The organism is Kribbella sp. NPDC104740, assembly GCF_055583505.1.
In genome coordinates this window covers 1,664,851-1,677,467 of the sequence record NZ_JBVJNV010000001.1, presented here as the reverse complement: position 1 = coordinate 1,677,467, position 12,617 = coordinate 1,664,851, and the positions used below count along the sequence as shown (strand labels likewise).

The following is a 12,617-nucleotide window of genomic DNA, read 5'->3' as shown; positions in this document are numbered from 1 at the left end:
TGGTGGAGAGAGTGAGCAGGCGACGGGCCCTGATGCTCGGGGGTGGTGCGCTGGCCGCGATGGTCGGGTCGGCGCAGGGCGCCTCGGCGCGACGGGAGAAGCCCGCGGCAGCAGCTTCGGAGTGGGTTCGGTTGCCGGTCGTGACGGCGAACATCGGGCGGAAGAACCTCGGCGCCCGCGAGGCCGCGATCCGGGACGTGCGGAACGACGCCGACCCGGGCAACCGGCCGTTCGTCGGCTGGCAGGAGATCCGGGAGGGCGACGAGGGCGAGCCGGCGATGATCTCGCAGTACTTCGGCCCGGCGTACCAGAACGCCTTCCTGCACCACGAGACGGCGTACCGGGTGCCGATCTCGGTGCCGCAGCCCTGGACGGTGGTGAACTCGAACGCGACGTTCGTGCACGGCGGCATCGGCGGGGTCACGCCGCCGCGGTGGATCACCGAGGTCGCCGTGGAGCACTCGGCGCAGCCGGGGCTGAAGTTCGTGCTGATCAACACGCACTACCTGGCCGGCGCCTACAACGGCGAGCAGAACCCGGCGCTGCGCGACGAGTGGGACCTGCACAAGAAGACGCACCGCGAGCGGGTGATGGCGCACCACGAACGCGGGCACCTGGTGATCTGGACGGCGGACACCAACAACCCGGCGTACGAGCAGGCCACCGGGCAGGACGGCGAGCGGAAGGTGTTTGCCAACGGCATCGACCGGATCGACTGGCTGCCGGGTGACGGCTCGGTGCAGCTCGAGCTGACCGGGACGCGGGCGGTGCCGATGAGCGTGGACTCGCACGAAGCCCGGGTCGCACTGTTCCGGATCCGGAAGGCTTGACCGCAGCACAGCGGGGGCCCGGGAACTCCCGGACCCCCGCTGTGTCGTTGGGTGCTACTTGGCCAGCGTGTAGCGCAGCTGGTCGGAGCGGAGCACGTCGCCGGAGACCTTGACGATCTTCAGCGTGTGGTTCGTGTCCTTCAGACCGGACTGCGTGAAGACCGGCTGCAGGGTGACCCGCTCGTCGCTGTGCAGGTTGACCCGGCGGACCAGCTTGCCGTCGAGGTAGACGTCGGCGTCGCCCTGGTCGGGCGCCTTGGCGGTGATCCAGTCCACCGACGTACCGCGGAAGGTGAAGCTGACCGAGGCGCCGTTGGCGGTGGTGGCGTGGATGTCGTCGCGGTAGTCGCCGCGGAAGGTGAAGTCCAGGGCGCTGTCGCCGGTGGCGAGCGTGGCCAGGTACTCCTTCTTCAGCGTGACGTTGCGACCGGCAACCGTGTAGTCCGTGCCCTTGGCAAGGACCTTGCCACCCTGGGCGATCGCGGCCAGCTCGCTGGAGTCGCGGGCGATCTCCATCGTCACGTCGGCCGGCGCCTTCTTGTCGAAGGCAACGGTGTCCGGGTTCAGCAGGCTGACCTGCCGGACGTCGAGCTTGTCGACCAGCATGAACTGACCCGACTTCTTCACGCCACGGATCGTGTGCGTTCCGTTCGGCAGGTCGGAGATGCTGAACACCTTCTGCTGAGCGCCGCGGCCCTCGGCCTGGTGGGTGTCGACGGTCTGCTTGAGCTCGCCGTCGATGTAGATCTCCACCTCGCCCTGGGACTCGTGGGTCTCGGTGAAGAAGTCGACGCCGGTGCCGACGAAGGTGTGCGAGAACGCGTCGCCGTTCGCCTCGGTGTACTGGACGTCGTCCTGGTAGTCCCCCAGTCCACGCCCGGTGCTGCGGCTCCACGACCCGGTGTAGTTGATCTGCGGGTCGTCGTTGTTCAGCGTCACGGTGCGGACGCCGGCGTTGTTCTCCTGCGGCCCCGGCGCCGTACCGGTGTCGGTGACCTTGACGGTCAGCGGCTCGGAGACCGCGGCGACCTCCTTGTTGCCGTTGCGCTGCCAGTCGCCGTCGTACTGGGCCCGCAGGTCGTCGTCGTTGACCCGGATCGTCGCCTTCTTCTGCGGCGTCACCTTGAACAGGCGAGCGCCGTGCGGCGGCACCACCTGCGCGGTGTACGCCGACTTGAAGGTGCCGAGGTTCTTGCCGGCCCACAGGTCGCGCACGGTGGCGGAGCCGTCCAGGCCGAGGTCGGCGAAGTTCGCGGTCATGTCGGCCTCGGTGGTGCCGAGGTTGAACAGCGCGACGGTGTACGAGCTGTCCGCGTTCAGCGAGTACCAGACCTGGCGGTTGGTCTTGGTCGACACCGGCTGCGCGGGGCGGCCGGCCTGGTTCACCGCGACGACCTCACGGTTGGTCAGCAGGTCGAGCCCGTACTGGTCGAGCTTGGTCATGTCGTTGCCGATGTAGAACGGCGCGGCCGAGACCGCCCACAGCGTCGCCGCCGTACGGCGCTCGTCCTTGGTCAGGCCGTCCATCGTTCCGTTGCCGACGTTCAGCGAGTCCAGGTCGTTCCAGCCGCCGGGCCCGCCGTGGCGCCACCAGTCGGCCACCTTCGGGAACAGCCGGGAGATGTTCGGCCAGGCGGTCAGCGCCTCGTTGGTGCAGTAGCACTCGACGTCCCAGTCCAGCCGCCAGCCGTTCGCGACCGACTTCCAGTAGTCGGCGTACCGGATGTCGAGCGCCCAGGACAGCTCGAACCAGATCTTGTGCCGGGCCAGCGCCTTCGACCAGCCGGCCACCTCTTCACGGGCGTCGAGGGACAGGTCGTTCTTGCCCGAGCCCGGGGTGACGCTGTCGAACTTGAGGAAGTCGATGCCCCAGCTCGCGAACAGGTCCGCGAAGGAGTCGATGTACTTCTGCGCGCACGGGTTGTCCATGTCGAGACGCCAGCCGAAGCCCCAGTAGTCGCCCTGCTGCTTCGGCTCCTTGGCCAGGTTGCCGGTGGTGCAGCCGGGGGCGCCGTACACCGGCAGGTTGGCCTTCAGCACCGCGTCGGAGATGCCCGGGATGCTGTAGATGCCGACCTTCTGGCCGTTCTTGTGGATGTGGTCGATGACCTCCTGGAAGCCGTTCGGGTACAGCGTCTTGGACGGCGTCGGCCGGCCGTACGCGTCGATCCCGTCGTTCCAGGCGGCGTCGATGTTGATGTACTTGTACCCGTACGGCTGCAGCTTCTGGTGCATCGCGTCGGACTGGGCCTTGATCTGGGCCGCGGTGATCCACTTGCCGCCGAGCGGCGAGAAGACCTCCATGCTGTAGCTGCTCCACCCCATGTACGGCTTCGCGGCGACCGCGCCGGCCGGGGCCAGCGGGTCGGCGGCCGGCGGGGTCGCGGGGGTCGTCGTGGTGTCCGCCTTGCCCACGGCGGTGGTCGTGCCCGGGGTGATCGGCGCGGCCGACGAAACGGCCGACGCTCCCACCGGGAGGACGACGGCGACGACGAGCCCCGCGATCAGGCCTCGGATCGCCTTCGGCCGACGGGATCTGGTCATGAGCGGTGACCCTCTCTGTGGTCTTCGGGTGAACCGTCCGACCGGGGCGGATCGGATAGGATATTGGAACCTTGAAGGCTGCCCGAGACGATGTCAAGACTTTCTGTCGCTCGTTAAGAAATTACTTCCCGGTCGCGCCGTCGATCCGCTCCCGGAGGATGTCGGCATGGCCGGCGTGGCGGCCGGTCTCCTCGATCAAGTGCACGAGCACCCAGCGCCGCGAGGGCTTCGGGGCTTTCTTCGGAGGCCCTTGAGCGGCCTGGTCCAGATCTGACCATCGGGCGATCTCCTTGTTCGCCTGCCCGATGGCCTGTTGGTAGCCGGCGAGCACGCTCTCGACGGTCTCGTCGTCGGTCGGCTTGAACGTCCGCGGCCAGCTCCGGACCGGCTCCCCCAGCAGGTAGAACCGCTCGACCGCGGTCAGATGCTTGACGAGCCCGAGCAGGTTCGTGCCCGACTGCACGCCGGGCGCCCGGACGTCGGGCTCCGGCACTCCCGCGACCTTCCGCACGATCGCGGCCCGCAGGCCGTTGAGAGCGCCCTGGAGGGTGTCTTTCTCCTGTTCTCCCATGCCGACCAGCATCGGCGGCAGCTTGCTGCATTGCACGAAGAATTGCGGATCTGCAAGATGGGGAGATGAGCGAGAACGATGTCCTGGACGGTGTCGGCGCGCGACTGCGGGAGTTGCGGCGAGCTCGGGGAGCCACGCTGGCGGCCCTCTCGAGCGAGACCGGGCTGACCGCGAGCACGCTCTCGCGGCTGGAGACCGGCAAGCTGCGACCGACGCTCGAGCAGCTCCTGCCTCTCGCGCGCGCGTACGGCGTACCGCTCGACGACCTGGTCGCCGCTCCGCCGACGGGCGATCCGCGGATCCACCTGCGGCCGCTGCGGCGGTTCGGGCTCGCCATCGTGCCGCTGACCCGGCAGGCCGGTGGGGTTCAGGCGTACAAGGTGCTTTATCCGCCGGCCGGTAAGGCGTCGACGAGCAAGCGCCAGACGCATGAGGGGTACGAGTGGTTCTACGTGCTCAGCGGTCGCGTTCGCTTCGTGCTCGGGGACGCCGAGTACGTGCTCGGGGAGGGTGAGGCGGCGGAGTTCGACACGCGGATTCCGCACTGGATCGGGAGTGCCGGGAAGCGGTCGGCGGAGGTGCTCACGCTGTTCGGGCCACAGGGCGAACGGGCACACGTCTCATCACGCACTTAGTTACCCTCGGACGGCCTCGCCGGACTTCTGCCAGTTGTCGTGCAGGCGGTCGAGGTACGACTGAGCTTGGGTCCCCGGCTTGCGGCCGTTCGCGAACAACCGCATGTTGCCCCGACCTGCGTTGTAGCCGAGGGCAACCAGTTCGTCCTTGGTCAGATCGGTCCGCAGCTTGTCGGGCAGCCCTCGCCCGAGATCGCTCAGGTGCCACGCGGCGGCCTCGATGGCCAGCTCGGGATGGTCGGGGAGCTCGTTCCAGGTGCGGCCGCGCATTCGCTTGCCGCGTTGGGTGTCCTCGAACGCGGCCTCGTGCATGTTGGCGATGCCGAGCGCCGGGTTGGAGTCGATCTTCTGCCAGGACCGTTCGAACTCGGGGTCGTGCGGTTTGTACGACTCGTTGTAGAGGATCGCCATCAGCAGCTGCGGGTTCACCTTCGCCGCGGCCGCCGACTTCCGCACCGCGGCGGCGAACTGCGCGGGGTCGTAGTCGACCCACCAGTCCGTTGCCCTGGGCGTCGATTTCGCGCTCGGTTTCGCCGTGGGCGTGGCGGTAGAGGCGCTCGGCGGGCCGGCTTTGGAGTCGTCCGACTCCGGGCCGCGCGCGACACACGCCGCGACGGCGACCGCGCCGACGACGATCAACCACCAGCCCTTGCTCACCACACCTCCCCGCGAGTCAGGCCACCAACCCTACCCACCGAGCAGGCGCTCCCCCGGCAGGTCGCCCTACCGGGACGACACTCCCCGGCAGGTCGCCATTCCGGGACGGCACTCCCCGGCAACTCGTCCTCCAGGCCGGCGCTCCCCCGGCAGTCGCCCCTTGTCCACCGGCGCCCAGCACCCACCAACCCCGCTCCGCGGCGCCGGATCCGTCGCGCCCCCGCTCAGGCCGGCTGCGGGCGACGGGGTTGGTGGGTGCTGGGCGTCGGTACCTGCAGCACTCAGTAACCTCACGCCGACCGGCCGCACCGAGCGAGTCCGCGCTCGACCCGGGCCGGGCGGCGCGAGTTACTGAGTGCTGCAGATCCGCTCAGCCCTGCGAGGCGCGCAGCATCTCCTCGCGCGGGACGACCTTGATCCGCTCGCGGCCCGCCGCCTCACCGAGCGACTGCTCGTGCGCGTCGAGGCGCGTCCAGCCCTCGGCGTCGACGACGGTCGCGCCACGTGCTGCCAGATGCGCGACGATGGCATCCGGGTCGGCGACCTCGGGCCGCGGCAGGTTGTCGAGATCCTCGAGCAGGCACGCGATCGTCTCGGCCGCGTCGGACTTGGTGTGGCCGATCAGCCCGATCGGGCCGCGCTTGATCCAGCCGGTCACGTACAGACCGGGCAGCGGTACGTCGTCGATGTCGAGCACGCGGCCGCGGTCGTTGGTCATCACGCCCGCCTGGTGGTCGAACGGCAGCTCCGGCAGGTGCGACGACAAGTACCCGACGGCGCGGTAGACCGCCTGCACCGGAGTGTCGACGTACTCGCCGGTCCCGCGGACGGTCCCGTCGCCCTGCAGCTCGGTCTTCTCGGTCCGCAGCCCCTCGACCTTGTCGGAGCCGAGCACCTCGACCGGGGCGTGGCACAGGTGGATGTGGATCCGGTGCGCCGCGCCGGTCGGCTCGGCCTCCAGGTACTTGAGCAGGGTGTCGACGACCAGCCGGGTGCCCTTGCTGGCGTTGATCGCCTTCTGGCTGGCCTCGTCGATCTCGAAGCCCTCGGGGTGCACGATCACGTCCACGTTCGGCGAGTGCGACAGCTCGCGCAGCTCCATCGGCGTGAACTTGATCTGCGCCGGGCCGCGGCGCGCGAACACGTGCACGTCGGTCGCCTGGTTCGCCTTCAGCCCCTGGTAGACGTTCTCGGCGATCTCGGTGGTCAGCTGCTCGTCGGCCGGCTTGGCCAGCATCCGGGCGACGTCGAGCGCGACGTTGCCGGCGCCGATCACCGCGACGTGCTTGGCCTCGAGCGGCCACTCCCGCGGTACGTCGGGGTGCCCGGCGTACCAGCTGACGAAGTCGGCGGCGCCGTGGCTGCCGGGGAGGTCGATGCCGGGGATCGCCAGTTCGCGGTCGGCCGTCGCGCCGGTGGAGAAGATCACCGCGTCGTAGTACCGGCGCAGGTCCTCGAGCTTGAGGTCGACACCGAACTCGACGTTGCCGAAGAACCGGATCCGGTCCCGGCCGACGACCCGGTGCAGCGCCTTGATGATCTCCTTGATCCGCGGGTGGTCCGGCGCGACGCCGTACCGGACCAGGCCGAACGGCGCGGGCAGCCGCTCGATCAGGTCGACGTGAGCCCCCTCGTACTCCTTGGTCAGAATGTCGGCGGCGTAAATGCCGGCCGGCCCAGCACCGACAACGGCGACTCGGAGCTCTCGCACGATCTCCCCAGACAATAGGTAAGGCTAACCTAAGCAACTTTACCGGTTCGGGGATCCGTTCCCAACTTTCGAGACCCACTTCACACGGCCTCGACCCGGCCCGGAAATCATCTCCGGGATCGGCGGGCGGTCCGGCCGCTGCCCGTCCTGCGAGACGTGTCGGCGCTCGCCCTTTCGCCTTCTATACTGCGGGATCCGGACAAGGGGAGGCACTGGGGATGAGCGACCAGCAGGCAGTCGAGCAGGCCGTCGACGCGACTTTCGGCACCGACGTACGGCGTACGGTCACCGTGCACTCCTCAGGCGCCGTCTCGATCGTCGTCCGGGGCGCCCGCGTCGTCGTCATCGACGGTACGGCGGACGGTGACGAGTGGGGTTTCTCGATCGACCCCGACGACGCCGCGGCCTTCGCCGGGCACACCGAGACCGCGCCGACGCTCGACGCGGCGCTGCGCGCGGCCCACGCCGCCGTCGCGGGCTGACCTCGCGGTGGCCGACGAACCACGCCTGAGCCTGCCCGACCGGCTCCGGCTGCTCTACGAACGGCTCAGCGCACTGCCGCCGGCGGCCTGCAGGCGACCACCAAGGGCAACCTGATCGAGATCTCGCCCGGCGGGACGACGGACATCTACAGCCGCCACACCAACAACCTGATTTTCCGGCGCCCGGGCATCGACGCCCAGCTGGACCCCGAGCTCCAGAAGCTGCGCGAGCTGAACGCCGCCAACCACGTCTCCGGCTCCCGCGCCGCTTCACCAAGCACAGCCACTCCCGCGGTGCAGCAGCCGTCACGCGAGGACCGTACGCCGGAGCGCTAAGCCTGCTGGAGCGCAGCCAGTACGGCGGCGACCGCGGGCGGGTCAGGCGGGTCGCCGTACGTCGCGGCGTGGATCTGCCTGCGCAGGCCGGTGTCGGTCGTCTCCACATCCGTACGCCGGTACGCCTGCAGCGCGAGCCCAGGCAGCAGCGCGACGCCCAGCCCCGCGGCGACCAGCGCCTGGACGACGACGATGTCGTCGCTGTGCGACCCGATCCGCGGCGTGAAACCGGACCGGTGGCAGACCGCGAGCAGCTCGGCCTCGCAGTGCACGCACCCGCCGATCCACGCGGACTCGTGATGGTTGTCGAGGCTGTCGTCAGCCTGCCGGCTGACCAGGTGGATCGGGTCGTCGGCAAGGTGCACCAGGCGGAACTCCCCCGACTCGGCCGGCGAGTCGACGTACCGGAAGACGAGCGCGACATCGACCTCACCGTGTCGCAGCAGCTGCAGCGACTCGACCGGGTGCTGCTCGATCAGGCTCAGCTCGATCCCCGGGTACGAGCGCGCGAGCGCCGCCGCGGCCTTCGGCACGAGCGTGCTCAGCGCCGACGCGTTGGCCGCCAGCCGGACTCGCCCCGACCGCAGCCCGACCTGCGCCGCCAGCTCACTGCTCGCCGCGTCGACGCGGCCGAGGATCTCGGCGGCCCGGTTCGCGAGCAGCTGCCCTTCGGGTGTGAGCCGGATGCCGCGGCCGACGCGCTGGATCAGCTTCACGCCCGTCGCCGTCTCCAGCCGCGCGAGGTGGTGGCTGACCGACGGCTGCGAGTAGTGCAGCTCGCGCGCTGCCTCGGTCACCGACCCGTGCCTGGCGACCGCTGCGAGCACGCCGAGCTGAGTCAGGTTGAGCATCCATCAACTTTATCAATGTGTTCGCGTCAGTATTGGCATTGGACGTCATACCAGTTTCGCCTGATGCTCGAAACATGAACCCACAACTCTTCGCCGCGTTTCTGCTGGCCGCAGTGATCATCAACCTCACGCCTGGGCCCGGCATGCTGTTCATGCTCGCCCAAGGCCTCACCGGCGGCCCGCGGGCCGGTCGCGCCGCAGCCACCGGTACGGCGACCGGACTGCTCGTCCACACCAGCGCCGTCGCCCTCGGACTGGCCGCCGTGCTCCGCGCCGCGCCGATCGCGATGGACGGCCTCCGCTTCGCCGGCGCCGCCTACCTGCTGTGGATGGCGTTCCAGTCCTTCCGCAGGTCCGAGCTGACCTCGACCGAAGCCGCCGCGGCCGTGTCGGACCGCTTCGCACCCGTCTACGTCCGAGGCGTCGTCAACAGCCTCACCAACCCGAAGATCCTGCTCTTCTACCTGGCGTTCCTCCCCCAGTTCGTCGACCCGGCCCTGGACCGCGAGGGCCTGCAGCTCTTCACCCTCGGCCTCACGATGCTCCTGATCGGCCTGGCCGTCGACCTCACCGTCGGCACTGGCGCCGTCCGCGTCGGCCAGTTCCTCCGCCGCCACCACGCCGCCAACCAGTGGCTCCCCCGCGGCGCGGGCGCGGCGTACGGCATACTGGCGGCCGGCCTGATCATCGGCGCGACCACGTGAACTGTCGGCGCGACCACCTAGATTCACGACCATGATCAAGGTCCGCGAAGCCATCCCCGCCGACGCCACCGCCGTAGGCGAGATCCACGCCGCCTCCTGGGCCGCGGCCTACGCGCCCTTCTTCGACCAGGCCTTCGCCACCGCCCAGATCGAAAGCCGCCGCACCCGTTGGCACGACCGCCTGATCAACCCCGACGGCACGATCCTGATCGCTCTCCTCGACGGCCGCCCGCTCGCGATGGCCTGGCTCGAGGAGTCCGAGATCCTCAGCTTCTACGCCCACCCCGACGGCTGGGGCACCGGCCTCGCCGCCGCCCTGATGACCGGCACCCTCGAAACCCTCCGCACCCAGGGCTTCGACCGAGCCCACCTCTGGACCCTCCGCGACACCCCGCAGTCCCGCCGCTTCTACACCAAGTCCGGCTTCACCGAGACCGGCCGCACCCAACCCAGGGACTTCGGCAACGGCATCCCCCTCGAACAGGTCGAGTACGAACGCGGCCTGCTAGTTGCCTAGGGCATCCAAGTACGCCTTGCCGCGCGGGCTCAGCTCGTAGCCGACCTCGAGGCTGTGGGTGAGGCCCAGGTTCTTCAGTTTGCGGACGTCGATCTTGAAGCCGGGGGTGTCTCGGTCAAGACTCGCGGCGAGGTCGCCCGCGCGGGTGGCCGGGGTGTCGCGGATGATGCGGAGGGTGGCGGACGTCCAGGCGCCGTGGCGGCTGAGTTCGTCGAGGTGGGCGAGCTTGGTGGTGAGCTCCTCGACGTCCGCGGGGGTGAGGTCGGTCGAGTTGGCGAGTTCCTCGCGGGGGTCGGGGCCTTCGACGAGGTGGAAGCGGATCAGCCAGGTGGGGAGGGTTTCGTCGCCGCGGAGGCGGCGGCGGGCGTCCTTGGCGTTCATCCGGCCGGCCAGGTGCAGCATCTCGTCGTAGTCGGAGATCAGGTCGGGGTTGACCTTCTTGATGCTGTCGATCTCGATCCGGCCCGCGTTGGTGCGGTAGACGCGGCCCTCGATCACGCGTGGTTCGGCCCAGCGCCGGTACGCCGCGGTGATGCGGCCCTCGGCGACGCCCTCGGTGTCGGATCCGGCGAACAGCATCAGGCCTCCAGTGCTTTGGCGACGAGCGGCGCCAGGGCGCGCAGCGACTTGCCCCGGTGGCTGATCGCGTCCTTCTCCTCGATCGACAGCTCCGCCGTCGTCCGGTCGTAGCCCTCAGGCACGAACAGCACGTCGTACCCGAAGCCGCCGGTGCCGCGCAGCTCGCGGATCACCGAGCCCGGCATCTCCGCGCGCAGCACCTCCTCGGCACCGCCGGGCTGCACGAACGCGACGGCCGCGACGAACTGCGCGCTGCGGCGCTCGTCCGGGACGTCCTCGAGCTGCCCGAGCAGCAGCACGTTGTTCGCGTGGTTGTCCTTGGCCGGCCCCGACCAGCGCGCCGACAGCACCCCGGGCATCCCGTTCAGCGCGTCGACGCAGATCCCGCTGTCGTCGGCGATCGACGGCAGCCCGGTCGCGGCCACCGCGGCCCGCGCCTTCAGCAGCGCGTTGCCCTCGAAGGTCGGCTCGGTCTCCGCCGGTTCGTCGTACGCCGGTACGTCGGCCAGCCCGAGCACCTCGATCCCGGGCACGATCGGCGCCAGGATCCGGCGCAGCTCGGCGAGCTTCTTCGCGTTGTTCGACGCGAGCAGCACCTTGCTCATGCCAGCGCCTCCAGCTGCAGCTTGGTCAGCTTCTCGCAGCCCGCCGTACCGAGCGAGAGCAGCGCGTCCAGCTCGGCGCGGTCGAACGGCGCGCCCTCGGCGGTGCCCTGCACCTCGATGAACTTCCCGTCGCCGGTCAGCACCAGGTTCATGTCGGTCTCGGCGCGCACGTCCTCCTCGTAGCAGAGGTCGAGCATCGGGGCGCCGTCGATGATCCCGACCGACACGGCGGACACCGAGCCGGTCAGCGGCTCACCCTTGAGCGCCTTGCGGTCGCGCAGGTACGACACGGCGTCGGCGAGCGCGACGTACGCGCCGGTGATCGCCGCGGTCCGCGTGCCGCCGTCGGCCTGCAGCACGTCGCAGTCGAGCAGGATCGTGTTCTCGCCGAGCGCCTTGTAGTCGACGACGGCCCGCAGCGAGCGTCCGATCAGCCGGGAGATCTCGTGCGTCCGGCCGCCGATCCGGCCCTTCACCGACTCGCGGTCCGAGCGGGTGTTGGTCGAGCGCGGCAGCATCGCGTACTCCGCGCTGACCCAGCCCAGGCCGGAGCCCTTGCGCCAGCGCGGAACCCCTTCGGTGACCGACGCCGCGCAGAGCACCCGGGTCCGGCCGAACTCGACCAGCACCGATCCCTCGGCGTGGTCGAGCCATTTCCGGGTCAGCGTCACCGGGCGGAGCTGGTCAGGGGTACGTCCATCGCTACGAGCCATGCCCGAAACTTTATGCCCGAAGGCGCTGCACCCCCGCATCGGCGGGCGGACGGAACTGGCCCAGCACCATCCGAGCGGCCCACGGAGTCAGGTCGCCGGCCCGTCGGCCGAGCCACGGAATCCCTTCGCGAACCATCCAGACCGCGTCCGCCCAGCGGCTCGGCGGCTCCCCCGCACAGGACAGATCAGGCGGTACGTCGATCCGTACGCCGCGCGCGTGCAACTCGTCGGCGAACGCCCGGGCCAGCCGCCGGTGCCCCCGCTCGCCGGGGTGCAGGCGGTCGACCGACCAGAAATCGCGGCGGTAGACCTCCGGGTAGTCGGCCATGTCGAGCCGCACCCCGCCGTACTGGAGGAACAGGTCGTCGTACACCGCGTTGACCTGCTCGATGCGCTGCCAGAGCGGTCGCCGCAGCCAGGTGGGCAGCCCGAAGACCTGTCCGTGGTCGTGGAACCGGACGGTGAGCAGCAGCGCACCGCGCTCGGTGAGCTGCGCCGCGCACTGGTGCAGGCAGTCCCGGATCTGGCCGGCGTCGAACGTCGAGCGCAGCGTGTCGTTGACGCCGACGATCAGCGAGGCCAGGTCGATCGGGCCGTCGCCGGTTTCCGGCAGCTGGTCGGCGGTGACCTGGGGAACGGTCGCACCGCTGGTCGCGTAGTTGGAGAACGTCACACGGTGGGAGCTGCCCAGGGAGTCGGCGAGCAGCGAGGCCCAGCCCCGCCACCCCTCGCCCGGGCGCGCTCCGGCACCGGAAAGGTCGGTCGTGCTGCCGTTCAGCGGGTCCCCGACACCGACGGTGGTCGAGTCCCCGAGTGCCACGTAGTGGAGGCTCACGTTCCGTCATGGTGACGACACCGAACGGGTGCTGGGTGATGGCCAGG

The 12,617-nt window shown here is 69.9% G+C and carries 14 protein-coding genes; 5 read left to right on the top strand and 9 right to left on the bottom strand.

From position 1 onward, the window contains the following. Positions 1-11 precede the first annotated feature (11 nt). Positions 12-830 (top strand): hypothetical protein, encoded by an 819-nt coding sequence (locus ACZ6Z4_RS07820; protein ID WP_465559459.1) that lies wholly within the window; start codon positions 12-14, stop codon positions 828-830. A 54-nt stretch (positions 831-884) separates the two neighbouring features. Here ACZ6Z4_RS07820 and ACZ6Z4_RS07815 read toward each other — a convergent pair whose 3' ends face one another. Continuing rightward, on the bottom strand, positions 885-3,374 hold the full coding sequence (locus ACZ6Z4_RS07815) for a X2-like carbohydrate binding domain-containing protein (protein ID WP_465559455.1): 2,490 nt from the start codon (positions 3,372-3,374) through the stop codon (positions 885-887). A 121-nt stretch (positions 3,375-3,495) separates the two neighbouring features. Further along, complete coding sequence (locus tag ACZ6Z4_RS07810) at positions 3,496-3,945, bottom strand: DinB family protein (RefSeq protein ID WP_465559452.1); 450 nt, start codon at positions 3,943-3,945, stop codon at positions 3,496-3,498. Between the two features lie 65 nt (positions 3,946-4,010). On the opposite strand from ACZ6Z4_RS07810, the gene ACZ6Z4_RS07805 reads away from it, so the two are divergent. Beyond that, positions 4,011-4,580 (top strand): helix-turn-helix domain-containing protein, encoded by a 570-nt coding sequence (locus tag ACZ6Z4_RS07805; RefSeq protein WP_465559449.1) that lies wholly within the window; start codon positions 4,011-4,013, stop codon positions 4,578-4,580. On the opposite strand, the gene ACZ6Z4_RS07800 is transcribed toward ACZ6Z4_RS07805, so the two are convergent. Continuing rightward, positions 4,581-5,237, bottom strand: coding sequence for a transglycosylase SLT domain-containing protein (locus ACZ6Z4_RS07800; protein ID WP_465559446.1), 657 nt, complete (start codon positions 5,235-5,237; stop codon positions 4,581-4,583). 370 nt (positions 5,238-5,607) lie between these two features. Next, a complete protein-coding gene (locus ACZ6Z4_RS07795) occupies positions 5,608-6,948 on the bottom strand; it encodes an FAD-dependent oxidoreductase (protein WP_465559443.1) in 1,341 nt (446 codons plus the stop codon). 218 nt (positions 6,949-7,166) lie between these two features. On the opposite strand from ACZ6Z4_RS07795, the gene ACZ6Z4_RS07790 reads away from it, so the two are divergent. Further along, positions 7,167-7,430: a hypothetical protein gene (locus ACZ6Z4_RS07790; RefSeq protein WP_465559440.1), complete on the top strand. Its 264-nt coding sequence runs from the start codon at positions 7,167-7,169 to the stop codon at positions 7,428-7,430. A 332-nt stretch (positions 7,431-7,762) separates the two neighbouring features. On the opposite strand, the gene ACZ6Z4_RS07785 is transcribed toward ACZ6Z4_RS07790, so the two are convergent. Further along, on the bottom strand, positions 7,763-8,617 hold the full coding sequence (locus ACZ6Z4_RS07785; RefSeq protein WP_465559437.1) for a LysR family transcriptional regulator: 855 nt from the start codon (positions 8,615-8,617) through the stop codon (positions 7,763-7,765). Between the two features lie 74 nt (positions 8,618-8,691). Here ACZ6Z4_RS07785 and ACZ6Z4_RS07780 point away from each other — a divergent pair, with 74 nt between their 5' ends. Together ACZ6Z4_RS07780 and ACZ6Z4_RS07775 are read left to right on the top strand one after the other, a co-directional pair. Further along, entirely contained in the window at positions 8,692-9,321 is a 630-nt protein-coding gene (locus ACZ6Z4_RS07780) for a LysE family translocator (protein WP_465559434.1), read from the top strand. Between the two features lie 31 nt (positions 9,322-9,352). After that, positions 9,353-9,838, top strand: coding sequence for a GNAT family N-acetyltransferase (locus tag ACZ6Z4_RS07775; RefSeq protein ID WP_465559431.1), 486 nt, complete (start codon positions 9,353-9,355; stop codon positions 9,836-9,838). Here ACZ6Z4_RS07775 and ACZ6Z4_RS07770 read toward each other — a convergent pair. The 4 genes from ACZ6Z4_RS07770 to ACZ6Z4_RS07755 are packed head-to-tail and all read right to left on the bottom strand — an operon-like array spanning position 9,827 to position 12,570. Then, on the bottom strand, positions 9,827-10,417 hold the full coding sequence (locus ACZ6Z4_RS07770) for a hypothetical protein (RefSeq protein ID WP_465559428.1): 591 nt from the start codon (positions 10,415-10,417) through the stop codon (positions 9,827-9,829). The genes ACZ6Z4_RS07775 and ACZ6Z4_RS07770 overlap by 12 nt on opposite strands. Beyond that, positions 10,417-11,022: an RdgB/HAM1 family non-canonical purine NTP pyrophosphatase gene (rdgB, locus tag ACZ6Z4_RS07765; RefSeq protein WP_465559425.1), complete on the bottom strand. Its 606-nt coding sequence runs from the start codon at positions 11,020-11,022 to the stop codon at positions 10,417-10,419. The genes ACZ6Z4_RS07770 and rdgB overlap by 1 nt, the downstream gene beginning before the upstream one ends. Continuing rightward, positions 11,019-11,735 (bottom strand): ribonuclease PH, encoded by a 717-nt coding sequence (gene rph / locus ACZ6Z4_RS07760; RefSeq protein WP_465559422.1) that lies wholly within the window; start codon positions 11,733-11,735, stop codon positions 11,019-11,021. The genes rdgB and rph overlap by 4 nt, the downstream gene beginning before the upstream one ends. A gap of 10 nt (positions 11,736-11,745) precedes the next feature. After that, entirely contained in the window at positions 11,746-12,570 is an 825-nt protein-coding gene (locus ACZ6Z4_RS07755) for an SGNH/GDSL hydrolase family protein (RefSeq protein ID WP_465559419.1), read from the bottom strand. Positions 12,571-12,617 lie beyond the last annotated feature (47 nt).

Coding starts and splice junctions, on each gene's coding strand:
- ACZ6Z4_RS07805 (WP_465559449.1), top strand. CDS start 4,011: ATGAGCGAGAACGATGTCCTGGACGGTGTCGGCGCGCGACTGCGGGAG.
- ACZ6Z4_RS07815 (WP_465559455.1), bottom strand. CDS start 3,374: ATGACCAGATCCCGTCGGCCGAAGGCGATCCGAGGCCTGATCGCGGGG.
- rdgB (WP_465559425.1), bottom strand. CDS start 11,022: ATGAGCAAGGTGCTGCTCGCGTCGAACAACGCGAAGAAGCTCGCCGAG.
- ACZ6Z4_RS07790 (WP_465559440.1), top strand. CDS start 7,167: ATGAGCGACCAGCAGGCAGTCGAGCAGGCCGTCGACGCGACTTTCGGC.
- ACZ6Z4_RS07775 (WP_465559431.1), top strand. CDS start 9,353: ATGATCAAGGTCCGCGAAGCCATCCCCGCCGACGCCACCGCCGTAGGC.
- ACZ6Z4_RS07810 (WP_465559452.1), bottom strand. CDS start 3,945: ATGGGAGAACAGGAGAAAGACACCCTCCAGGGCGCTCTCAACGGCCTG.
- ACZ6Z4_RS07785 (WP_465559437.1), bottom strand. CDS start 8,617: ATGCTCAACCTGACTCAGCTCGGCGTGCTCGCAGCGGTCGCCAGGCAC.
- rph (WP_465559422.1), bottom strand. CDS start 11,735: ATGGCTCGTAGCGATGGACGTACCCCTGACCAGCTCCGCCCGGTGACG.
- ACZ6Z4_RS07780 (WP_465559434.1), top strand. CDS start 8,692: ATGAACCCACAACTCTTCGCCGCGTTTCTGCTGGCCGCAGTGATCATC.
- ACZ6Z4_RS07770 (WP_465559428.1), bottom strand. CDS start 10,417: ATGCTGTTCGCCGGATCCGACACCGAGGGCGTCGCCGAGGGCCGCATC.